Raw genomic sequence first — 21,242 nt, 5'->3', positions numbered from 1 at the left:
GACGGTGACGGACGCCAATGCGACGGTGACGGTGAACAACACCACGGTCACCTCCGGCACGGCGTCGGGGTCGATCAACCTGTCGGTCGGCACCAATACGATCACCACGGTGGTGACGGCCGAAGATGGCAGCACGACGAAGACCTATACGGTGGTCGTGACACGGGCAGCACCGGCCTCGACGGATGCGACGCTGTCGGCGCTGTCTCTGTCGTCGGGGACGCTGTCGCCGAGCTTTGCCGCGGGTACGGTCAGCTACACGGCCTCGGTGCCCAATACGACGACGTCGATCACCGTGACGCCCACGGTCAACCAGGCCAATGCGACGGTGACGGTGAACAACACCACGGTCACCTCCGGCACGGCGTCGGGCTCGATCAGCCTTTCCGTCGGCACCAACACGATCACCACGGTGGTGACGGCCGAAGATGGCAGCACGACGAAGACCTATACGGTGGTGGTCATACGCGCGGTTGCGCCGACCTTTGCCATTTCACCGGGCGCCGGTCCTTTGCCGGAGGCCATGGCCGGGGAGGACTATCACCAGGAGATCAGTGTCAGCGGTGGCGTTACACCACTGCTGTTCAGCCTCTCGGCCGGGAGCCTGCCGGACGGCATGGTGCTCAACGTATCGACCGGTGCGCTGACCGGCCCGCTCGATAATGACACGGAAGGCGATTACAGCTTCACGGTGGCTGTGGAGGATGGCAATGGCGACACCACGACGGTCGCCTATACGCTGAAAGTGGTGGCAAGGGCCGTGACGGTTTCGGACAAGGTCGTCACGGTTGCGCCCGGAACGACGCCGGCGGACGTCTATCTGAACAGCGGCGCAACGGGCGGTCCGTTTACCGCTGCGGACCTGACCTTTGTCGAGCCGGCCAATGCCGGGACCGCCACCATCATTCAGGGGCAGGTGGCGCAGGCCGGGCCGGTCACGCCCGTCGGCTGGTATCTGCAGTTCACCCCCAATTTTTCCTATTCGGGCCAGGTGCGCGTCGGCTTCCGGCTGACGAGCGCGCTCGGCGTCTCCAACACCGGAACCGTGACCTATAATCTCGGCTATGATCCCGATTCGGTGGTGCAGGACATCGACGGGCTGGTGCGCGGCTTCGTGCGCAGCCGCCAGAGCCTGATTGCCTCGACGCTTAACGTGCCGGGGCTTCTGGAACGGCGCCGCATGGCCACGGCGACAGATCCCATCACGATGCGCATGTCCCCCTCGCCAGACGGAATGACGCTCGGATTTTCGACCAGCCTGGCGCAGATCGAGGCAGCCCGCGATCATGCCGATGGGGTTGCCTCTGGCGATCTGCGGCCGTTCAACCTGTGGATCGATGGGGCGGTCATGGCGCATAACCGTGACGACAATGGCGACAAGTGGGGGCAATTCGCCATGATCTCCGTCGGGGCCGACTATCTGCTCAGCGAAAAAGCCTTGATCGGGCTGTCCTTCCACTATGACCACATGACCGACCCGAGCGACGAGGACGCCGAACTCACCGGCAATGGCTGGCTTGCCGGACCCTATGCGTCACTGGAACTGGGGCACGGCGTCTATTTCGATACCAGCGTGCTTTACGGCGGATCGTCCAACGACATCGATACGGCGTTCTGGGATGGTAAATTCGACACCCGACGCTTCGTGTTCGATACGGCGCTGAAGGGGCAATGGGAGCTGGATAATGATGTGATCCTGAGCCCGAAGGCGCGGCTTCTCTATCTGTCGGAAAAGGTCGAAACCTATTCGGTTTCCAATGATCTGGGCGATGAGATCGGCTTGGACGGCTTTACCACGGAGCAGTTGCGGGCCAGCCTCGGTGCAGAGATTTCCCGCAATTTCACGCTGGACAGCGGTGCCCAGATGACGCCCGTTCTGGGCGCCAGCGTCGGCTTTTCCGGCCTCGACGGCGCCGGCGCCTTCGGAACGGTCTCGGCAGGCATGAGCCTGGAAACGGCCTCAAAAATGTCCGTCAACGCGCGCCTTCTGTTCACGATCGAAGGGGATGGCGATGTCGGCTTCGGTCTGCGGGTTGGGGCCGCCAGCCGCTTCTGAATGCAGTCCCGGCTTGTCGGGCCCGGAGGGCAGAGGACAAAGGGTAAAGGGCAAAGGCAGGGGGTATAGGGTAGGGCGATCCAGCCGGCGGCCGTGGTGCGGAAAGAGTTGTGTGCCCGCGGATCGGGAGGCCCGCCAAGGGGGTGCGGTCGCCCTTGGCAGCCGGCATCGGTCGTCCATCCCTCAGGATCTTGCGGCCGATGTCATGCCATAAGAGCGCAGACAGAGGCGGATGCAGACCGCCTCGGCCGCACCTCGGCAGTGGGATGTCCCGGTCCGGCTGCGGCTGTTCAGGCCGCCTGCGCCAGCACCGGCTGCATCAGCGAAAGGCCGGCAAACAACTCCGCCGAGGCGAGACGTTTCTCGATGTCATGCACCGGCATGGAAATGATCAGCTCGTCTGCGCCGGTTTCGCTGAGGAAAGCGCCAAGCTTCTCTTCGATGGTCTTGGGCGAGCCGACCGCGGCAAAGCGCAGCGTGTGCTCGACATTGATGCGTTCCATGTCGGACCAGAAACCGTCCATGCTGGCCAGCGGGCGCGGAAAACGGCCTCGCACATTGCGCCGCAGGTTGACGAACTGCTGCTGGGCCGAGGTGAACAGATGTGCCGCCTCCGCATCCGTCTCCGCCGCCACGCCCATCACGCCGACCATCACATAGGGCTTTGCAAGCGTCGGCGAGGGCTGGAAGCGCTCGCGGTAGATGGCGATCGCATCAAACAGCATGTCCGGTGCGAAATGCGAGGCAAAGGCGTAAGGCAGGCCCAGGGCTGCGGCCAGATGCGCGCTGTAGAGACTGGAGCCGAGCAGCCACACGGGCACGTTCGCTTCGGTTCCGGGCACCGCCAGGATCGCCTGCTCCTCGCTCGGCTTTCCGAGCAGCCGTTGAAGCTCGACGATGTCATGGGGAAAGTTTTCAGCGCCGGCATCGAGGTTGCGGCGAAGCGCGCGGGCCGTGCGCATGTCCGTGCCGGGGGCGCGGCCGAGACCAAGATCGACGCGACCGGGAAACAGCGCTTCCAGCGTGCCGAACTGTTCGGCAATCACCAGCGGCGAATGGTTCGGCAGCATCACGCCGCCGGATCCGATGCGAATGCGGCTGGTCGCTGCGCCGACATGGCCGATGACGATGGAGGTTGCGGCGCTCGCAATACCGGGCATGCCATGGTGCTCGGCAAGCCAGAGGCGGTTATAGCCGAGCGCCTCGGCCTTCTGTGCCAGCCGGCTGGACTGCTGCAGCGCATCGCGCACAGTTGCGCCTTCCGGAACGGGCGAAAGGTCAAGGATGGAAAAGGGGATCATGAACTTCACTCTGCAAAGGGTGGATCGTGCTTTCCCTTCATTTAGGCAGGACGGGCACCGTTTCTAAGGGCGGGCGATCGAATTCGCTCGCTCGGCGGTCATTTTAGAGGAGGCGATCCCCGCCACGGAAGGATGTGGCGAGGATCGGGAGAGACCGGACGGCCGGTGCGTCAGGTCACGCAGCGCAGGTTCGGGCGGATGCTCCGCAGGCTGCCGGAGGCTTCGCCGGATGCGTCGAGCGAAAACAGCGAAAGCCGGGTGTCGGCCGTGCCGGCCTCGGTCATGATGCGGATGAGGGCGGTTTCGGTCGCCTCGGCCATTGAGCGGGCGCGGCAGAGAACGGTTTCGCTCTCGCCAACGGCCGTCTGGGCCAGCGAAAGCCGCTGGCTCTCCAGATCGACATTGCGCGACAGGCGCTCGGCCGCCGGTGCAAGCTCTGCAAGCGCCCCGCTCAGCGTCTCGGTTTCGCGTTTCAGGGGTGCGAGCGCCTGCAGCGCATCGTTAAGATGCGTGCCGGTCTCATGGCTTTGCAGCATCAGGCCGCGCGCCGTCTCGGTGCAGTCTTCGGCGAACTCACGCAAGAGAAGGGCAAGGGCGGCCCGTTCGGACACATCATGGGGTGCCGCATCTGCATCCGGCATGCGCTGGCGCTCGCCAAGATCGGCGGCAAGGCTTTCTGCGCGAATGGCAAGCGTGCCGACCTGGTCGACCAGGTCCCGCATCCGCTGCATGGACAGGTGCGCGGCCGTGGTCGCGGCGTGACCATCGGCTGCCATGTCCTGCAGGCGGGCATTGCTGTTGGCGGCCTTGGCGGAATGGCGTGAGACGCTTGCGGCGTCTTCGCCGCGCAGCCGCGTTGCCCGCTGCATGATCTCGATGGAGCCGTGGGTTTTCTGCAGCGCGGGCAGGGCGGCCGACAGCCGCTCTGCAATTACCGCCATGTCGGCCTGGCTGGAGCGTGCCTGTTCGCGGATCGCTCCGACGCTGCCGGCCACCACCGACAGGTTGAGGTTCAGCATGGAGGCGAGCCGGTTGAAACGCACACGAAGACCCTCGAGCGCATCCGGAAACGGCTGCGGCAGCGCGCTCGCAAGATCGCCGTTGGACAACCGCCGCAACCCGTCTTCCAGGTGGGACAGCGGCACGGCGTGCTGCTCATCCTGTGCGTGGATCCGCGTCTTCATCTGTGCCATGGCGCGCGCAACGGCGCCCAGATGGTCCTTGCGGGCACGGTCGGCGATGTCTGCCGGGCTGTCGCCGGCATCCCAGTCGCCGGCATGGCGTGCAAGCCGCGCAAGCGGATCGCCCAGTTTAAAGGCAAGCGTTACGACCGCCGCGCCTGCGGCCATGGCCGCTGCAATGCTGAAGCCCAGGATCTCTGGCGAGACGTGAAACGCCTTGATGGCGATCAGGTTTACCGCAACGAGATTGAACGTGACGAAAAGAAGGATCGCCTCGATCGGCCTGTTCTTCAAGCGGGTGAACATCATCATGATGGACCTCCAATCTTGTTGTGAGCAATCACCTAATGTGATTCGGCCGATACTGTTGCCGAACTTGCGGCGCTTGTGTGCGGAATGAAAGGCTATCATTAACGGAGAGTTAAGGCCCGTCCGTTACCTGTTCTGTTTTTGTTCGAATTGCCGCTGGCAAACAGTCGATGTGACGCATTAGAATACAGGCCATGACACAGACGATTCGCATTATCGGCATCGATCCGGGCCTTCGCCGCACCGGCTGGGGCGTCATCGAGACGCTCGGCAACAGCCTGCGCTTTGTCGCCTCCGGCACGGTCACCTCCGATGGCGACATGGATCTGGCCTCGCGGCTTTGCCAGCTGCACGACGGTCTTGCCGAGGTGGTGCACGCCTTTCAGCCGCATGAGGCCGCCGTCGAGCAGACATTCGTCAACAAGGATGCGGTCGCCACCCTGAAGCTTGGCCAGGCGCGCGGCGTCGTCATGCTGGTGCCGGCGCGTGCCGGCTTGCCGGTTGCCGAATATGCCCCGAACGCCGTCAAGAAGGCGGTTATCGGCGTTGGTCACGGCGAAAAGCAGCAGATCCACATGATGCTGAAGATCCTGATGCCGAAGGCCGAATTCAAGGGCAATGATGCGGCGGACGCATTGGCGATCGCCATCTGCCACGCCCATAACCGCGGCGGCCATCGCATGCGTCAGATCCTTGCTTCTGCCTGAGAGTAGGCGAGTTTGTTCTTGACTTGTTCCGGCATCAGCCCTAGCGCTGGAGAACAAGGCTTCAGCAGCGCTTGTGCTGAAAAACCCCGTGGCGGACCTTCACCATGATCGGCAAGCTCAAAGGCACCATTGACGAAATCGGCGACGATCACGTGCTCGTGGATGTGCATGGTGTCTGCTATGTGGCGCATTGTTCGTCGCGGACGCTGTCGCGCATCGGGTCCGTCGGCGAGGCGGTGGTGCTGTTCATCGAGACCTATGTGCGCGAGGACCAGCTGAAGCTGTTCGGCTTCATGAGCGCGCTGGAACGGGAGTGGTTCAACCTTTTGCAGAGCGTGCAGGGCGTGGGCGCTAAAGTGGCGCTTGCGGTGCTTTCCACGCTTACGCCCTCCGAGCTTGCCAATGCCATTGCGCTGCAGGACAAGGCGGCGATTTCGCGCGCGCCGGGCGTTGGCCCGAAAGTTGCGGTGCGCATCGTTACGGAACTGAAGAACAAGGCGCCCGCCTTTGCCGGCGATGCCGGGGCCAATATCGGACTCAAGCAGGAGCTCGGGGAGGGCGTTGCGTCCGCGCCGGTGTCCGATGCGGTCTCGGCGCTCACCAATCTCGGTTACTCGCGCGACCAGGCGGCCAATGCGGTCGCAGCCGCCCTGAAAAATGGCGGCGAGGGCGCCGACAGCGCCAAGCTGATCCGGCTCGGGCTGAAGGAGCTTTCGCGCTGAGGCGGATATTTTTCCGTTTGTCGGAAAGTCATGTTATTATCGGACTGCAGAGAGCAGAGTGCTCTGATCGGAGACAGCGATGTCGAGTTGGGAAAGCGTTTTGTCGTCCAAGGGGCAGGTGACCATCCCGAAGGAAATGCGGGCAGCCCTGAACCTCAGGCCAGGCGATACGCTGGTCTACAGCCTCATCGACGGAGAGGTTGTCATCACGCCGAAGAACGTCGATTTCACCGAGCTTGTAGGTTATCTGGGCAAGGCACCGGGCGGTTTAGCCTCGCTTGAGGAGATCGATAAGGCCGTGCTGGATGCAGCCGGCGCCAACGCGCTTGACCTGTCGCATCCGGGCAAGGACGATGTCGCGGCATGACGGTCTACGGGCTGGACACCAATGTTCTCATCCGACTTCTGACGGATGATGACCCGCAGCAGCGGCGGGCTGCCCTGCAGTTCGGCGCTGGCATCGGGCGCGACTATAGTGCATTTGTGTCGTTGATTGCTCTCCTTGAACTCGACTGGGCGCTACGGTCCCGCCTGGGCTTCAGCCGCAAGACATCCCTCGATGCGATCGACAAATTGTTGCGTACGCGTGGCCTGCATGTCGAACATCATGATCTCGTGGTACAATCCCTTCAATTGGCGCTGCGCAAGAATGCCGATTTCGCAGACAGCCTGATTGCCGCCTGCTCGTTGGGCGCAGGCTGCCTCTCCGTCAAAACCTTCGACCAGAAAGCCGCGGCCCGCGTGCCTGGAATGGAACTGCTTGCATGACCCTCCCCAACTCCATCCTGTCACCGGAAAAAAAGGGGGAAGACCTCGATGTGGCGCTTCGCCCGCAGACACTGGACGAATTTACCGGCCAGGCGGAGGCGCGTGCCAATCTGAAGATCTTCATCGAGGCGGCAAAGAACCGCGGTGAGGCGCTGGACCATGTGCTGTTCGTCGGCCCGCCGGGCCTTGGCAAGACGACGCTCGCCCAGATCATGGCCAAGGAGCTCGGCGTCAATTTCCGCTCCACCTCCGGTCCGGTGATCGCCAAGGCCGGCGATCTGGCGGCACTTCTCACCAATCTGGAAGATCGCGATGTTTTGTTCATCGACGAGATCCATCGCCTCAACCCGGCGGTCGAGGAAATTCTTTACCCGGCCATGGAGGATTTTCAGCTCGACCTGATCATCGGGGAGGGGCCGGCGGCGCGCTCGGTGAAAATCGACCTGTCGAAGTTCACGCTGGTGGCGGCCACCACGCGGCTTGGCCTCTTGACGACGCCGCTGCGCGACCGCTTCGGCATTCCGGTGCGCCTCAATTTCTATACGGTCGAGGAACTGGAACTCATTGTCCGGCGCGGTGCGCGGCTGATGGGCCTCGGCATCACCGAAGATGGCGCCCGCGAAATTGCCCGCCGTGCCCGTGGCACGCCCCGTATCGCCGGGCGTCTGCTGCGCCGCGTGCGCGATTTCGCCGAAGTGGCGCGCGCCGAAGCGGTGACGCGCCAGATCGCCGACGAGGCACTGACACGGCTCAACGTCGACAATATGGGGCTCGACCAGCTCGACAAGCGCTATCTCTCGATGATCGCCGTCAATTTTGCCGGTGGTCCTGTCGGCATCGAGACCATCGCCGCGGGCCTGTCGGAGCCGCGCGATGCGATCGAAGATATCATCGAACCCTACATGATCCAGCAGGGCTTTATCCAGCGCACGCCGCGTGGCCGGGTGTTGACGGCAACCGCTTGGAAACATCTCGGCCTGCAGCCGCCGAAGGATCTGGAAGCGGCGCAGTTTCGCCTCAGCCTTGAGGACGAATAGCGCCATGACCCGCGTCCGCATCAAGACCAAGCCGAAGCGCACTTTTCAGATGCGGGTCGCAGGGCTCGGGTTCCGCAATGGCCATGTGCTCGTCCATCGCGCCACCCACGAAAAATTCTGGACCTTTCCGGGCGGCGGCGCGGAAATCGGCGAGACGTCCGAGGAAACGCTGAAGCGCGAAATGGTCGAGGAACTGGGCGTCCACGTCACCGTCGATCGCCTTCTCTGGATCGTCGAGAACTTCTTTCGCTATGAAGGCCGCGATTGGCACGAGCTTGGCATCTATTACCGCATGAGCGTGCCGGACAGCTTCCCCTTCGCGCCAGACGGCATCGTGCACCGCATCCGCGATGGCGATAACGATCTCGAATTCAAATGGGTGGAGGCGACGGCAAGCGCCCTGAAGGCGCTCGATATCCCGCCCTATTTCATCGCCGACGAAATCGAAAATCTGCCGGAGGCGCCGCGACATCTCATCTGGGACGACCGCAATCTCGACGCAAAATCCTGATTGTCCGCGGTCCGTGCGCACTGGCCATCAGCCGGAACTGCCGCTAGAACGGCCGCGACCAACTGGATGTCGATGGGAATGTTTTGATGAACCAGATAAGTGTTTGCCTTGCCGGGGAACTGATCGAGGGGGCCCATCGCCTTGTTCAGCGAGTCTATTACGAGGATACGGATTTTTCTGGCCTTGTGTATCACGCCCGCTATCTGCATTTCCTTGAGCGCGGCCGCACCGATTACCTGCGCTGCCTTGGCTGCGAGCAGAGTGCTCTGCTTTCGGTCGATGACGAAGGGCTGGTGTTCGTGGTCCACCGCATGGAGATCGATTTCAAGGCGCCGGCGCGCATGGATGATGTCCTTGTCATCCATACCCGCACGGAAAAGGCGGGCGGCGCCAAGATGGTGCTGGTGCAGGAGATCCGTCGCGGCGACACGCTTCTCATTGCTGCGCGCGTCATCATCGCCGTCATCAATCGCGTGGGTCGTCCAAGACGCCTGCCGGACAGTCTAGCCGAGGCCTTCCGCCCGGCGTGACGCGATCATCTTCCCGCCGCTGTAACACATTCTTAACGATAATATTGTCTTACTGGCGCTCATGGAATTGTGCGCTGCACGCCTTCGTTTAACCAAAATTGAAGGCGAGAAGGCCTCAGATACCTCAAGGTAAACGGGCATTTCAGCGCTTGCGCGCATTCAAATACTGCGCTTGCGAACCGGCTCGTTGTTGACGTGCCGGGCGATTGGATTCGGGGATAGTGGATAGATGGAACACGCGGATTTGGCTGCGGCCGCAGGCTCGGTAAGCCTCCTGTCGCTCTTCATGCAGGCCGGTCTGATCGTCAAGCTGGTCATGCTTGGCCTTATGGGTGCCTCGGTCTGGACCTGGGCAATCGTCATCGACAAATATATGAGCTTCACCAAGGCCAAGCGCCAGTTCGACCAGTTCGAACAGGTGTTCTGGTCGGGCCAGTCGCTGGAAGAACTGTACCGCACGCTGGCGGAACGCCAGAACACCGGTCTTGCCGCCATCTTCGTGGCAGCGATGCGCGAGTGGAAGAAGAGTTTCGAACGAGGCGCCCGCTCGCCGATCGGCCTTCAGATGCGCATCGACCGCGCCATGGACGTGACGATTGCCCGTGAGGGCGAGGTGTTCGAGGCGCGCCTCGGTTCGCTTGCCACCATCGGCTCTGCCGGTCCCTTCATCGGTCTTTTCGGCACCGTGGTCGGTATCATGACCTCGTTCCAGGCTATTGCCGGGTCGAAGTCGACCAATCTTGCCGTCGTTGCCCCCGGTATCGCCGAAGCGCTGCTGGCGACGGCCATCGGTCTCGTCGCCGCTATCCCAGCCGTCATGGCCTATAACAAGTTCATGGGCGATGCCGGCAAGCTGTCGGCGCGCATGGAAGGCTTTGCCGACGAATTTTCCGCCATTCTTTCGCGCCAGATCGATGAGAAACTGCAGCCGCGTCAGGCTGCGCAGTAAAGCGTGACGCGCAGGAGTAGATGATATGGGTATGTCTGCAGGCGGAGGCAAAGGCTCAGGCGGTGGTCGCGGCGGCCGTCGTCGTGGCGGTCGCGGTCGCGGCGGCGCCATCAGCGAAATCAACGTAACGCCGCTCGTCGACGTCATGCTCGTGCTGCTCATCATCTTCATGGTGGCGGCTCCGATGATGACGGTCGGCGTGCCGATCGATCTGCCGCAGACGCAGGCGAAGGCGATGAATTCCGATACGCAGCCGATCACCATCTCGGTCAATCCGGCCGGTGAGATCTATCTGCAGGAAAGCGCCATTCCGCTTGAGGAAGTGGTGCCGAAGCTCGAGGCGATTGCCACGACCGGTTATAACGAGCGGATTTATGTGCGTGGCGATACGGCCGCGGCCTATGGCGTGGTCATGAAGGTCATGGCGCGCATTTCTGCAGCAGGTTTCAAGAACATCGGTCTTGTGACGCTGCAGGAACAGGAGAAGTGATCGTTTTTCGATGAAGACGAGCCTTGGTACATCGCTGGTTCTGCACACGCTGGTTTTGACCTGGGCGCTCTTTTCGCTGAGCGCGCCGGCGGCGTTGAACGTTGCCGATGTGGAAGCGCTGCCTGTCGATATCGTGCCGGTGGAATCGATCACCCAGATCCAGCAGGGTGACAAGAAGGCGCCTCTGGCCGAAAAGGCAGCGCCGACGCCGACGAAACGGCCCGACATTGTCGAGCATGCCGAAAACGCCGGCGACAACGATGTCGACCTGAAGAACCCGCCGACGCCGGTGAAGAAACCCGTCCAGACGGAAACCGCCGCCGCGCCCGAAAAGGCCGAAAAGCCGCTGCCGAAGCCGACGCCCGAAACCAACAAGGTCAAGGACGTCGTTCCGGAGGAAACCGCGCCAAAACCTCAGGAAGTGGCAGCCTTGCCGCAGCCAAGGCCCGAGCCGACGCCACCGACACCCGAGCCGCAGCCCAAGCCCGATGCCAAGCCGGCTGAACAGCAGGCCGAGGAGATCCCGCTGCCGGACAGCGTGCCGGTGCCTGCCGCGCGCCCGCGTCCGGAACTGCCCAAGCCTGCCGAAGCCAAGCCGGAAGAGAAGCCGGAGCCGAAGAAGACCGAAACGGCCAAGGCCGCTGAAAAGACGCCCGACAAGAAGGTGGCGGACAAGAAGCAGGAAACGGCCAAGTCCGCGTCGTCGAAGCAGAGCGATTTCAATGCCGACGAGATTGCATCGCTGCTCAACAAGCAAGATGCCGCAGGCGGCGGCGCCAAGCGCTCGGCCCAGCCGGCAGCACTCGGCGGCAAGAAGACCACAAGCGGCTCCTCGCTCAGCCAGAGCGAAATGGATGCCTTGAAGGGGCAGATCCAGAACAACTGGTCGGTGATTGCCGGGATCGAGGGCGCTCAGGGCATGGTGATCACCGTGACCATGAAGCTTGACGAGTCCGGCGCCATTATCGGCCGACCGCAAGTCAGTACCACCGGTGGATCGGACAGCGCCCGTCGCATGCTGGAGGGCAGCGCGCTTCGCGCCGTCATGCGCTCCTCGCCGTTCAAGAACCTTCCCGCCGACAAATACGACTCCTGGAGCGAAGTTGTCGTCAACTTCGATCCAAGCGAACTGCTTTGAAAGGCTATGTTATCATGATGAAACGGACTTTCATCCGTGTGCTTGTTGCATTGGCCGGGATGACCGTGATGTTCACGGCCCCGGCACAGGCCCGCGTTGAAATCAATATCAACCGGGGCAATGTCGAGCCGCTGCCGATTGCAGTCACCGACTTTCTCTCCGGCAACGAACTGGGGCCGCAGATCTCCGCGGTGATCGCCGCAGACCTGCAGCGCTCGGGCCTGTTTGCTCCGGTCAACCGCAGCGCGTTCATCGAAAAGATCACCGATCCCAACAAGGCTCCGCGCTTTGACGACTGGAAGGTCATCAATGCGCAAGCCCTGGTGACGGGTCGCGTGACGCGCGAAAACGATGGCCGCCTGCGCGCCGAGTTTCGCCTGTGGGACACCTATGCCGGTTCGCAGATGACTGGCCAGCAGTTCTTTACGCAGCCGGAAAACTGGCGCCGCGTCGCCCATATCATCGCCGACGCGATCTACAAGCAGATCACCGGTGAAGACGGCTATTTCGATACCCGTGTCGTCTTCGTCTCGGAGAACGGTCCGAAGAATGCGCGTCAGCGCCAGCTGGCGATCATGGATCAGGACGGCTTCAACGTGCGCATGCTCACCAACGCCAAGGACATCGTGCTGACGCCGCGCTTCTCGCCGAACCGCCAGGAAGTCACCTACATGTCGTTCGAGGGCCAGCAGCCGCGCGTCTATCTGCTGCAGCTGGAAACCGGACAGCGTGAAGTGGTCGGCAATTTCCCCGGCATGACCTTTGCGCCGCGCTTTTCGCCGGACGGCCAGAAGGTCATCATGAGCCTCCAGCAGGACGGCAATGCCAACATCTATACGATGGACCTGCGCTCGCGCACGACGACCCGGCTCACCAACACGGCCGCCATCGACACCTCGCCCTCGTATTCGCCGGATGGTGCCCGCATCGTGTTCGAAAGTGATCGCGGCGGCCGCCAGCAGCTTTACGTCATGAACACCGACGGTTCGGGCCAGACCCGCATCTCCTTCGGTGACGGGTCCTATTCGACGCCGGTCTGGTCGCCGCGCGGCGATCTCATCGCCTTCACCAAGCAGTCGGGCGGCAAGTTCTCGATCGGCGTGATGAAGCCGGACGGTTCGGGCGAACGCATCCTGACGACGGGCTTCCACAATGAGGGTCCCACCTGGGCGCCCAATGGCCGCGTGCTGATGTTCTTCCGGCAGGCTGCCGGCGCCGGCGGTCCGCAACTCTATTCGATCGATCTGACCGGCTATAACGAACAGCTGGTGAAGACCCCGAGCTACGGCTCCGACCCGGCCTGGTCTCCCCTGCTCGAATAGCGCCTCTTGATGGCCGTGCATCGAAAGATGCACGGCCTTTCTGACTGAACGCCCTCAAGGTCAGCCGAGCGGGGCGTGACCGGTCCAGTCGACCGGACCTTATGGCCTCCTGCCACGGTGTCGCCGCAATCGGCTGAAATTGCGAAGAAATGTAGTTTGGTAGCGGATCGTTAACCATAATTGTTGAACTAGGGTTAACCAGAAACGGTTACGGTCTGGCAACGCTGAAATCTTGATCAAGGAGAGACCGGCCATGAGCCGCACGATTACCCCGGCGATGAGCCGCATGCAGAGCCTCGCACGCAACCCCGCTGTCATCGCGCTGACGCTGGCGCTGGCACTGGCCGGTTGCGCCAACAAGAAGAACATGCCCAACAGCGCCGGTGATCTGGGCCTTGGTGCCGGTGGTGCCGGTGCCGCAACGCCGGGCTCCAGCCAGGACTTCACGGTCAATGTCGGCGACCGCATCTTCTTCGACACCGATTCCACCTCGATCCGCGCCGATGCGCAGCAGACGCTTGACCGCCAGGCGCAGTGGCTGTCGCGTTACCCGCGCTACGCCATCACCATCGAAGGCCATGCCGACGAACGCGGCACGCGCGAATACAACCTGGCGCTTGGCGCCCGCCGTGCTGCAGCGACCCGCGATTACCTCGCTTCGCGCGGCGTACCGGCCAACCGCATGAAGACCATCTCCTACGGTAAGGAGCGCCCGGTCGCCGTCTGCGACGACATCTCGTGCTGGTCGCAGAACCGCCGCGCCGTTACCGTTCTCGGCGGCGCCGGCTCCTGATCGGACGCTCAGGCAACTAAAGAGGGCGGTCATTGGGCCGCCCTTTTCTTTTCTTGCCTTCGTTCATAGTTTGGCCGAACTTGCGTTCTCTTTTAAGGTTAACGCGATTGCTTTTTGCCGATATTTGGAAAACTCTGCTGTCGCCTTGAAGGGCACAGCTTAAGATAAAGCAGGACGAACGATATGAAGAAACTTGTCTTGGCAGCGATGCTGGGGCTTGCGGCAACGAGCGGGCAGGCCGGCGCCTTTTCCTTGTCCGAACTGGTTCCCGGTTCGGCGAGATCGGCGCCGTCGCCACGTCAGGCGGCAGAACGGCCGGTCATCCTGGCCCAGAGCAGCGGTGATGCGGTGCGCATCCAGCAGCTGGAGGAAGTCGTGCGCCAGTTGAACGGCCGCGTCGAGGAAATGAGCTTCCAGTTGCTGCAGATGCAGGAACAGATGCGCAAGACGCAGGCCGATAATGAATTCCGCTTCCAGGAGCTTGAAAAAAGCTCCGGCGGAGCTGCCCCAGCAACTCCCTCTGTCGCTGCCGCGCCGGCAGCCGGCTCAAAAAAAAACGATGAAATTGGCCGATTGATCGATCCGGGCGCGTCGTCCTCCCCGGCTGGCGCGTCTGATCTGCCCGGCTCCGTTGCATCGAACAAAACAACGGCTCCGGCCGAAACCACGCTCGGGTCCATCGAGATGGACAAGAATGGTGCGCCCGTGCGGGCCACGGCCAACAATACCGGACGCAATTCCTCGGCTCTGCCGGGCGTCGATCTCGGCTCGAAGCCTGCAACGCCGGATTCGACGAAGACGGCGTCGCTGGGCAACGAAAGCGATGCCTATCGGGCAGCTTACAACCATGTGCTTTCGGGCGACTATCCGCTCGCTGAAACCGAATTCAACGCCTATCTGCAGGCCTATCCGAGCAGCGCGCGCGCGGCGGATGCCAATTTCTGGCTGGGCGAAGCGCAGTTCTCGCAGGGCAAGTATAACGAATCGGCCAAAACCTTCCTCAATGCGCACCAGGCCTATGGCACCTCCACCAAGGCGCCGGAAATGCTGTTGAAGCTCGGCATGTCGCTTGCCGCCCTGGATAACCGCGAAACCGCCTGCGCCACGCTTCGCGAAGTGCCCAAGCGTTACCCCAATGCCGCCCGCGCCGTGCTGGGCAAGGTGACGAGCGAGCAGAAGCGTCTGGGCTGCTGACAGTGGCGGCATCCGCCACCGCACATCCCACCCTCGTATCGCCCGAAGCGGCGATTGCCACCTTTCTGACGCGCCTTGAAAAACCCGCCCGCCTGCTGGTCGCCATTTCCGGCGGAAGCGACTCGACCGGCCTGCTGGTCGCGCTGCGCGAGGTTATCCTCAAAGCCTGTCCGTCCGGCTCCATCGAACTTCTGGCCGTGACGGTCGATCATGCGCTGCGACCCAATTCCGCCGATGAAGCGCTCTGCGTCGCCAAACTCTGCCGGCAACTTGCCATTCCCCATGTCATCCGCCGCTGGGACGGTGAAAAACCCGCAACCGGGCTCTCCGCCGCCGCGCGCGCCGCCCGTTACCGCCTCATCTGCGACACGGCAGATGAATTCGGTGCAACGGCGATCCTTACCGGCCACACGCGGGACGATCAGATCGAGACGCTTGTCATGCGCTGCGCCCGCCTGCACGGCAAGCAGGGCTCTCTGGCGGATGCCGCCGCCTGCGACACGTCGGAACTGTCGGCCGAATACCTGTTCAACCCCGGCCTTGCCGGGATGGCAAGCGCAGTCCTTGTCGAGGGACGGCACTGGCTTCTCAGACCCTTTCTGGATGTTCAGCGCGCCGAGATCCGCCGGATGCTCCAGAGATCGGCGATCGGCTGGATCGATGATCCGTCGAATGTCGATCCGCGCTTCGAGCGCGCCCGCACGCGGCAGCGGCTGGCTGATGGAGGAGGGGATGGGCAAGCGCTGCTGCAATCCGCCGCACGAATCGGCGCCGAGAGGGCCCGCCTCGGGGCGGCAGTGGCCGAGCTGTTTGCCCGCCACCTGACGATCGAGGGATCTGTTCTCGCCCGGCTTCAGGCGCCGGCACTGGACGCCGAACCGGCGGTGCTGCTGTGCGCGCTGTCAAATCTTACCGCCGTACTCGGCGGGCGGGCGCATGGGCCCGGTCGCGACAGCCTGCGACGCATCGCAGCCTTTGTCGGGGAAGGGGGGGCGGGTCGGTTGACGGTGGGGCGTGTCCTGTTCCAGAGGCACAGGCAGGCGCTGTTCATGACGCGCGAGAGCCGGGACCTGCCGAACCCCGCCGTCGCGCCCGCGCCCGAAATGCTCTGGGACGGTCGCTTTCGCATTCGAACATCCGCAGCGTGCGGCGTGGACGTGCGACCCGGTGCGCCGGATCGGATGGCAGCGCAGGCGCGGTTCGCTGATGCCCCGCCGGCCATTGCGCTTGCAGCTTATCGCAGCCTGCCGCAACTGGAGCGGAAGTTTCAGGCGCCTGACGCGGTGTTGATCGAGCCTGTCCTGCAGCCTTTCCACGCGTTCCTGCCAGCCTTTGACGTGGATATTGCCAATTCTTTGGCCATCGCGATGGGATTACGTGCATTTGCGCCATTACCATTTAACGTTTTCGACCGTAAAAGGTGATCGGCGGGTCGTGTTGCCTTGGCAAGGCCCCGCGGCAATCCTATGTTAAGCGACAAGTAAGGCGGCTGCCGATGAGCGAGCCGTCATTGTCCGGGGAGTTCGATGAACCCAAACTTTCGTAATTTCGCCCTTTGGGCGATAATCGCCCTCTTGCTGATCGCCCTGTTCAGCATGTTCCAGTCGGCGCCGACGCAGACGAGCTCGCGGGAAGTTCCATACTCGCAGTTCCTGCGCGATGTGGATGCGGGACGTGTGCGCGACGTGGTCGTGACCGGCAATCGCGTTCTCGGCACCTATGCCGAGAACGGGACGGGCTTTCAGACCTATTCGCCTGTCATCGATGATTCGCTGATGTCGCGTCTTCAGTCGAAGAACGTCACCATCGTGGCACGGCCCGAATCGGACGGCTCCTCGGGTTTTTTGAGCTATCTCGGCACGCTGTTGCCGATGCTGCTCATTCTCGGCGTCTGGCTGTTCTTCATGCGCCAGATGCAGGGTGGTTCGCGCGGTGCGATGGGCTTTGGCAAATCGAAGGCAAAGCTTCTCACCGAAGCGCATGGTCGCGTCACGTTTGACGATGTCGCCGGCGTTGACGAAGCCAAGCAGGATCTCGAGGAAATCGTCGAATTCCTGCGCGACCCACAGAAATTCCAGCGCCTCGGCGGCCGTATTCCGCGTGGCGTGCTGCTGGTCGGCCCTCCGGGCACTGGTAAGACGCTTCTGGCGCGCTCGGTCGCCGGCGAAGCCAATGTTCCCTTCTTCACGATTTCCGGTTCGGACTTCGTCGAAATGTTCGTCGGCGTCGGCGCAAGCCGCGTGCGTGACATGTTCGAGCAGGCCAAGAAGAATGCGCCCTGCATCATCTTCATCGACGAAATCGACGCCGTTGGCCGTCACCGTGGCGCAGGCCTTGGCGGTGGCAATGACGAACGCGAACAGACGCTGAACCAGCTGCTGGTCGAGATGGACGGTTTTGAGGCCAATGAAGGCATCATCCTGATCGCCGCCACGAACCGCCCGGACGTTCTTGACCCGGCGCTGCTGCGTCCCGGCCGCTTCGACCGTCAGGTCGTCGTGCCGAACCCGGATATCGTCGGCCGCGAACGCATCCTCAAGGTGCATGCGCGCAACGTGCCGCTGGCACCGAATGTCGACCTCAAGGTTCTGGCGCGCGGTACGCCCGGTTTCTCCGGTGCCGACCTCATGAACCTCGTCAACGAGGCAGCGCTGATGGCGGCCCGCCGCAACAAGCGCGTCGTCACCATGGCGGAGTTCGAAGACGCCAAGGACAAGATCATGATGGGCGCCGAACGCCGTTCGTCTGCCATGACCGAGGCCGAAAAGAAGCTGACCGCCTACCACGAAGCGGGCCATGCCATCACGGCACTGGAAGTGCCGGTGGCCGATCCGCTGCACAAGGCCACCATCATTCCGCGCGGCCGTGCGCTCGGCATGGTCATGCAGCTGCCGGAAGGCGACCGCTATTCCATGAGCTACAAGTGGATGGTGTCGCGTCTCGTCATCATGATGGGCGGCCGCGTGGCGGAAGAGCTAACCTTCGGCAAGGAAAACATCACCTCGGGCGCGTCCTCCGATATCGAGCAGGCCACCAAGCTTGCCCGCGCCATGGTCACGCAGTGGGGCTTCTCCGACATCCTCGGTCAGGTCTCCTACGGCGAAAACCAGCAGGAAGTCTTCCTCGGTCATTCCGTGTCGCAGTCGAAGAACGTGTCGGAAGCCACCGCCCAGAAGATCGATACGGAAGTGCGCCGCCTGATCGATGAGGCCTATGCGGAAGCCCGCCGCATCCTCACCGAAAAGCATGACGAATTCGTCACGCTGGCGGAAGGGCTCCTGGAATACGAGACGCTGTCGGGCGAGGAAATCAAGGCCCTGATCAACGGTCAGAAGCCGTCGCGCGATCTGGGCGACGATGCACCCCCTGCGCGTGGTTCGGCTGTTCCGAAGGCCGGCGCCAAGAAGGACGAGCCGAAGGGCGACGGCGAAGCCGAAGGCGGGCTGGAACCCCAGCCGCATTAAAACTTCGCGCTGACCGTGGCCGAAATGAAAGGCTGCGCTATCTCTGTCGCATCAAGACCGTCCGGGCCTCCCGGGCGGTCTTTCATCATCTGCCCTGCCGTATGCTTTACGCTTCGGTAACGGGATGTAATGGATTTTGACGGTAATTTAGGTGCCTGCCGGCACAAGGTATGGCATGAGCCAGCAGGAATGCGGTCCCGCCCTCACGACGAGGCGGGCATCTACCCCGAGACTGAGAGGCGCAAGGCAAACTGCGCCAGCCCCAAGGAGCACGCATGACACGCCGCTATTTTGGCACTGACGGTATTCGCGGACAGTCGAATGTTTTTCCGATGACGCCGGATCTTGCCATGCGGGTGGGCATCGCCGTCGGCACCATCTTCCGGCGTGGCAATCATCGCCATCGGGTGGTGATCGGCAAGGACACGCGCCTGTCGGGCTACATGCTGGAAAACGCCCTGGTGGCAGGCTTTACGGCTGCCGGTCTCGATGTCTTCCTGCTCGGGCCAATCCCGACGCCGGCCGTCGCCATGCTGACGCGCTCGCTGCGCGCCGACATCGGCGTGATGATTTCGGCCTCGCACAATCCCTTTGCCGATAACGGCATCAAGCTCTTCGGTCCGGATGGCTACAAGCTGTCGGACGAGCTGGAGCAGGAGATCGAGGAGCTTCTCGACAAGGATCTGTATTCGCAGCTGGCCAAGCCCGACGAGATCGGGCGCGCCAAGCGCGTGGATGGCGACATCTATCGCTATATCGAATTCGTCAAGCGCACGCTGCCGCGCGATGTCACGCTGGCGGGCTTGCGGATTGCCATCGACTGCGCAAACGGTGCGGCCTACAAGGTGGCTCCCACGGCTCTCTGGGAGCTGGGCGCCGATGTGGTGACGATCGGCAACACGCCGAACGGCACCAATATCAACCTCGACTGCGGGTCCACCAGCCCGGATGCGCTGCGCAAGAAGGTGCATGAAGTGCGCGCCGATATCGGCATTGCGCTGGACGGCGATGCCGACCGCGTCATCATCGTCGACGAGCGCGGCGAGATCATCGATGGCGACCAGCTGATGGCCGTCATTGCCGAAAGCTGGGCCGATGACGAGAAGCTGCGCGGCGGCGGGATCGTCGCCACCATCATGTCCAATCTCGGCCTTGAGCGTTTCCTCGGCGACAAGGGCCTGACGCTTGCCCGCACCAAGGTTGGCGACCGCTACGTGGTCGAGCATATGCGCCACCATGATTTCAACGTCGGCGGCGAACAGTCCGGCCATATCGTGCTGTCGGATTTTGGCACCACGGGGGATGGTCTTGTGGCAGCTCTTCAGGTGCTTGCCCGCGTCAAGCGGCTCGGCCAGCCGGTGAGCGAAGTCTGCCGCCGTTTCGAGCCGGTGCCGCAGCTTCTGCGCAATGTCCGCTTTGCCGGCGGCAAGCCGCTGGAGGATATCATCGTGCGCCAGGCCATCGACAGCGCGCAGGCCGAACTCGGTGGCCGCGGCCGTCTGGTGATTCGCCCCTCCGGCACGGAGCCGCTGATTCGCGTCATGGCCGAAGGCGACGACCGCGGCCAGATCGAGCGCATCGTCGGCGATCTCGTCGGCGTGATTTCCAATGTGCGCAGCGCCGCCTGAGCCTGTCTAACTGCTCTACCCGAGGCCCGCAGGAGCTTCTTCTGCGGGTTTTTTCATGCGCTGACGGATTCGGATTAACGATCAGTAAATGCCGAAAGGCTTTATTTTACAAATATTTATATTCTGTTAGGCTTAATTGCTCCTTTACCTTTTTGGTTAATGATCGCTCCAGATTTGAAGAACGACGCCATCTTGCGCGCGTGACGATTTTGGAATGCGGAGCCTGATTCCATGAGAAGAACCCTGTTCGGCGCTTTCGCCGTGATGCTTGCCGCTGGCGCATCCCATGCCGCCGATGTTGCCCAGCCGGCCATGGATCCTGTGCTGATGAGTGCCCCGGAAGTGACCGTGCAGGAGGCCGCGACCGGCTGGTATCTGCGCGGCGATGCCGGCTATGCCTTCAAGGACATGAAGGGCGCGAAATTCTATCAGGGCGGGTCTTCCGCCTCTACGACGGATTTCTCCAGCGCCCACCTCAAGGACAGCTTTCTGCTCGGGGCAGGCGTCGGCTACCAGATCAACAGCGCGCTGCGCACCGATCTCACCTTCGATTACCTGAGCAGGAGCAAGTTTGAGGGCTCCACCCACGGCAGTGGCGCGGCCTTCGGCGCCTGCGTCGGGAACTGCACCTCCAGCGATATTTCCCATATGCGGGCCTATAGCCTGCTGGCCAACGCCTATGTCGATCTCGGCACCTTCGGATATGTGACGCCCTACGTCGGCGGCGGCCTCGGCGGCACCTATGTCAAATGGGACAAGCTGAAAAACACATCCTGCGCCGACAATGGCAGCGGCTGCGACAGCACCGTGGAGCACGGCGGCAAGGGCAGCTGGCGCTTCACCTATGCGCTGATGGCCGGTGCAACGGTCGATGTGACCTGCAACCTGAAGGCCGATATCGGCTATCGTTACCGCCATGTGGAAGGCGGAGACATGTTCGGTTTCGCCTCGAACGGCGGTCCGGGCTCCGACAAGGGGTTTGACGTGCACGAAGCCCGCGTTGGCGCGCGCTATCTGTTCGGCGGCTGCCCGCAGGCGTCCGTGACCTATGACGAACCTCAGCCGCCGCTGGTCTACAAATAAGCTGCACCACGCGTCCGATAACAAAAGCCGCCCGGGTTGCCCGAGGCGGCATTTCTGCT

Annotated in this window: 20 protein-coding genes; 18 read left to right on the top strand and 2 right to left on the bottom strand. The window is 62.6% G+C overall.

From position 1 onward, the window contains the following. The coding region (locus ACEXP3_RS06915) for a cadherin-like beta sandwich domain-containing protein (RefSeq protein WP_377296586.1) at window positions 1-2,056 on the top strand (2,056 nt) is incomplete at its 5' end. A gap of 290 nt (window positions 2,057-2,346) precedes the next feature. On the opposite strand, the gene ACEXP3_RS06910 is transcribed toward ACEXP3_RS06915, so the two are convergent. Together ACEXP3_RS06910 and ACEXP3_RS06905 are read right to left on the bottom strand one after the other, a co-directional pair. After that, entirely contained in the window at window positions 2,347-3,357 is a 1,011-nt protein-coding gene (locus ACEXP3_RS06910) for an LLM class flavin-dependent oxidoreductase (RefSeq protein ID WP_210104182.1), read from the bottom strand. Between the two features lie 170 nt (window positions 3,358-3,527). After that, window positions 3,528-4,850 (bottom strand): methyl-accepting chemotaxis protein, encoded by a 1,323-nt coding sequence (locus ACEXP3_RS06905; protein WP_377296584.1) that lies wholly within the window; start codon window positions 4,848-4,850, stop codon window positions 3,528-3,530. A 191-nt stretch (window positions 4,851-5,041) separates the two neighbouring features. On the opposite strand from ACEXP3_RS06905, the gene ruvC reads away from it, so the two are divergent. The 17 genes from ruvC to ACEXP3_RS06820 all read left to right on the top strand — a co-directional run bounded on the left by ruvC (window position 5,042) and on the right by ACEXP3_RS06820 (window position 21,183). Next, window positions 5,042-5,554 carry a crossover junction endodeoxyribonuclease RuvC gene (ruvC, locus tag ACEXP3_RS06900; RefSeq protein ID WP_377296583.1) on the top strand — a complete coding sequence of 171 codons (513 nt, stop codon included), beginning with the start codon at window positions 5,042-5,044 and terminating at the stop codon, window positions 5,552-5,554. Window positions 5,555-5,658: 104 nt separating this feature from the next. Beyond that, the gene (gene ruvA, locus ACEXP3_RS06895) at window positions 5,659-6,276 is read left to right on the top strand and encodes a Holliday junction branch migration protein RuvA (protein WP_377296582.1); all 618 of its coding nucleotides are present in this window, start codon (window positions 5,659-5,661) and stop codon (window positions 6,274-6,276) included. Window positions 6,277-6,355: 79 nt separating this feature from the next. Next, window positions 6,356-6,643, top strand: coding sequence for an AbrB/MazE/SpoVT family DNA-binding domain-containing protein (locus tag ACEXP3_RS06890; RefSeq protein ID WP_377296581.1), 288 nt, complete (start codon window positions 6,356-6,358; stop codon window positions 6,641-6,643). Next, window positions 6,640-7,044: a type II toxin-antitoxin system VapC family toxin gene (locus tag ACEXP3_RS06885; protein ID WP_377296580.1), complete on the top strand. Its 405-nt coding sequence runs from the start codon at window positions 6,640-6,642 to the stop codon at window positions 7,042-7,044. Before ACEXP3_RS06890 ends, ACEXP3_RS06885 begins: the two co-directional genes overlap by 4 nt. Further along, window positions 7,041-8,081 (top strand): Holliday junction branch migration DNA helicase RuvB, encoded by a 1,041-nt coding sequence (ruvB, locus tag ACEXP3_RS06880; protein ID WP_210104188.1) that lies wholly within the window; start codon window positions 7,041-7,043, stop codon window positions 8,079-8,081. The genes ACEXP3_RS06885 and ruvB overlap by 4 nt, the downstream gene beginning before the upstream one ends. A gap of 4 nt (window positions 8,082-8,085) precedes the next feature. Continuing rightward, window positions 8,086-8,592, top strand: coding sequence for an NUDIX hydrolase (locus ACEXP3_RS06875; RefSeq protein ID WP_377296579.1), 507 nt, complete (start codon window positions 8,086-8,088; stop codon window positions 8,590-8,592). Between the two features lie 86 nt (window positions 8,593-8,678). Then, window positions 8,679-9,122 (top strand): tol-pal system-associated acyl-CoA thioesterase, encoded by a 444-nt coding sequence (ybgC, locus tag ACEXP3_RS06870; protein WP_377296578.1) that lies wholly within the window; start codon window positions 8,679-8,681, stop codon window positions 9,120-9,122. Between the two features lie 229 nt (window positions 9,123-9,351). Next, a complete protein-coding gene (tolQ, locus tag ACEXP3_RS06865; protein ID WP_210104191.1) occupies window positions 9,352-10,071 on the top strand; it encodes a protein TolQ in 720 nt (239 codons plus the stop codon). A gap of 25 nt (window positions 10,072-10,096) precedes the next feature. Then, window positions 10,097-10,561, top strand: coding sequence for a protein TolR (tolR, locus tag ACEXP3_RS06860; protein ID WP_210104192.1), 465 nt, complete (start codon window positions 10,097-10,099; stop codon window positions 10,559-10,561). 10 nt (window positions 10,562-10,571) lie between these two features. After that, on the top strand, window positions 10,572-11,699 hold the full coding sequence (tolA, locus tag ACEXP3_RS06855; RefSeq protein ID WP_377296577.1) for a cell envelope integrity protein TolA: 1,128 nt from the start codon (window positions 10,572-10,574) through the stop codon (window positions 11,697-11,699). 14 nt (window positions 11,700-11,713) lie between these two features. Next, a complete protein-coding gene (gene tolB, locus ACEXP3_RS06850) occupies window positions 11,714-13,021 on the top strand; it encodes a Tol-Pal system beta propeller repeat protein TolB (protein WP_210104194.1) in 1,308 nt (435 codons plus the stop codon). Window positions 13,022-13,274: 253 nt separating this feature from the next. Then, complete coding sequence (gene pal / locus ACEXP3_RS06845) at window positions 13,275-13,814, top strand: peptidoglycan-associated lipoprotein Pal (protein WP_210104195.1); 540 nt, start codon at window positions 13,275-13,277, stop codon at window positions 13,812-13,814. Between the two features lie 183 nt (window positions 13,815-13,997). Continuing rightward, a complete protein-coding gene (gene ybgF / locus ACEXP3_RS06840; protein ID WP_210104196.1) occupies window positions 13,998-15,008 on the top strand; it encodes a tol-pal system protein YbgF in 1,011 nt (336 codons plus the stop codon). A 2-nt stretch (window positions 15,009-15,010) separates the two neighbouring features. After that, window positions 15,011-16,432, top strand: a complete 1,422-nt coding sequence (gene tilS / locus ACEXP3_RS06835) for a tRNA lysidine(34) synthetase TilS (RefSeq protein ID WP_377296576.1) — start codon at window positions 15,011-15,013, stop codon at window positions 16,430-16,432. A gap of 102 nt (window positions 16,433-16,534) precedes the next feature. Further along, window positions 16,535-18,472, top strand: coding sequence for an ATP-dependent zinc metalloprotease FtsH (gene ftsH / locus ACEXP3_RS06830; RefSeq protein ID WP_210104198.1), 1,938 nt, complete (start codon window positions 16,535-16,537; stop codon window positions 18,470-18,472). Window positions 18,473-18,747: 275 nt separating this feature from the next. Then, a complete protein-coding gene (glmM, locus tag ACEXP3_RS06825) occupies window positions 18,748-20,100 on the top strand; it encodes a phosphoglucosamine mutase (protein ID WP_377296575.1) in 1,353 nt (450 codons plus the stop codon). Window positions 20,101-20,331: 231 nt separating this feature from the next. Beyond that, on the top strand, window positions 20,332-21,183 hold the full coding sequence (locus ACEXP3_RS06820) for an outer membrane protein (RefSeq protein WP_377296574.1): 852 nt from the start codon (window positions 20,332-20,334) through the stop codon (window positions 21,181-21,183). The last annotated feature ends 59 nt before the right edge of the window (window positions 21,184-21,242 follow it).

It is taken from the genome of Neorhizobium fuzhouense (assembly GCF_042611105.1).
Taxonomy (GTDB): Bacteria; Pseudomonadota; Alphaproteobacteria; order Rhizobiales; family Rhizobiaceae; genus Neorhizobium; species Neorhizobium galegae_A.
The sequence above is the reverse complement of the archived record's forward strand: the minus strand, read 5'-3'. Positions and strand labels throughout refer to the sequence as shown.

Bases quoted from the DNA above. Each gene is read 5' to 3' on its own strand.
- ACEXP3_RS06910 (WP_210104182.1), bottom strand. From the start codon at position 3,357: ATGATCCCCTTTTCCATCCTTGACCTTTCGCCCGTTCCGGAAGGCGCA.
- ACEXP3_RS06905 (WP_377296584.1), bottom strand. From the start codon at position 4,850: ATGATGATGTTCACCCGCTTGAAGAACAGGCCGATCGAGGCGATCCTT.
- ruvC (WP_377296583.1), top strand. From the start codon at position 5,042: ATGACACAGACGATTCGCATTATCGGCATCGATCCGGGCCTTCGCCGC.
- ruvA (WP_377296582.1), top strand. From the start codon at position 5,659: ATGATCGGCAAGCTCAAAGGCACCATTGACGAAATCGGCGACGATCAC.
- ACEXP3_RS06890 (WP_377296581.1), top strand. From the start codon at position 6,356: ATGTCGAGTTGGGAAAGCGTTTTGTCGTCCAAGGGGCAGGTGACCATC.
- ACEXP3_RS06885 (WP_377296580.1), top strand. From the start codon at position 6,640: ATGACGGTCTACGGGCTGGACACCAATGTTCTCATCCGACTTCTGACG.
- ruvB (WP_210104188.1), top strand. From the start codon at position 7,041: ATGACCCTCCCCAACTCCATCCTGTCACCGGAAAAAAAGGGGGAAGAC.
- ACEXP3_RS06875 (WP_377296579.1), top strand. From the start codon at position 8,086: ATGACCCGCGTCCGCATCAAGACCAAGCCGAAGCGCACTTTTCAGATG.
- ybgC (WP_377296578.1), top strand. From the start codon at position 8,679: ATGAACCAGATAAGTGTTTGCCTTGCCGGGGAACTGATCGAGGGGGCC.
- tolQ (WP_210104191.1), top strand. From the start codon at position 9,352: ATGGAACACGCGGATTTGGCTGCGGCCGCAGGCTCGGTAAGCCTCCTG.
- tolR (WP_210104192.1), top strand. From the start codon at position 10,097: ATGGGTATGTCTGCAGGCGGAGGCAAAGGCTCAGGCGGTGGTCGCGGC.
- tolA (WP_377296577.1), top strand. From the start codon at position 10,572: ATGAAGACGAGCCTTGGTACATCGCTGGTTCTGCACACGCTGGTTTTG.
- tolB (WP_210104194.1), top strand. From the start codon at position 11,714: ATGATGAAACGGACTTTCATCCGTGTGCTTGTTGCATTGGCCGGGATG.
- pal (WP_210104195.1), top strand. From the start codon at position 13,275: ATGAGCCGCACGATTACCCCGGCGATGAGCCGCATGCAGAGCCTCGCA.
- ybgF (WP_210104196.1), top strand. From the start codon at position 13,998: ATGAAGAAACTTGTCTTGGCAGCGATGCTGGGGCTTGCGGCAACGAGC.
- ftsH (WP_210104198.1), top strand. From the start codon at position 16,535: ATGAACCCAAACTTTCGTAATTTCGCCCTTTGGGCGATAATCGCCCTC.
- glmM (WP_377296575.1), top strand. From the start codon at position 18,748: ATGACACGCCGCTATTTTGGCACTGACGGTATTCGCGGACAGTCGAAT.
- ACEXP3_RS06820 (WP_377296574.1), top strand. From the start codon at position 20,332: ATGAGAAGAACCCTGTTCGGCGCTTTCGCCGTGATGCTTGCCGCTGGC.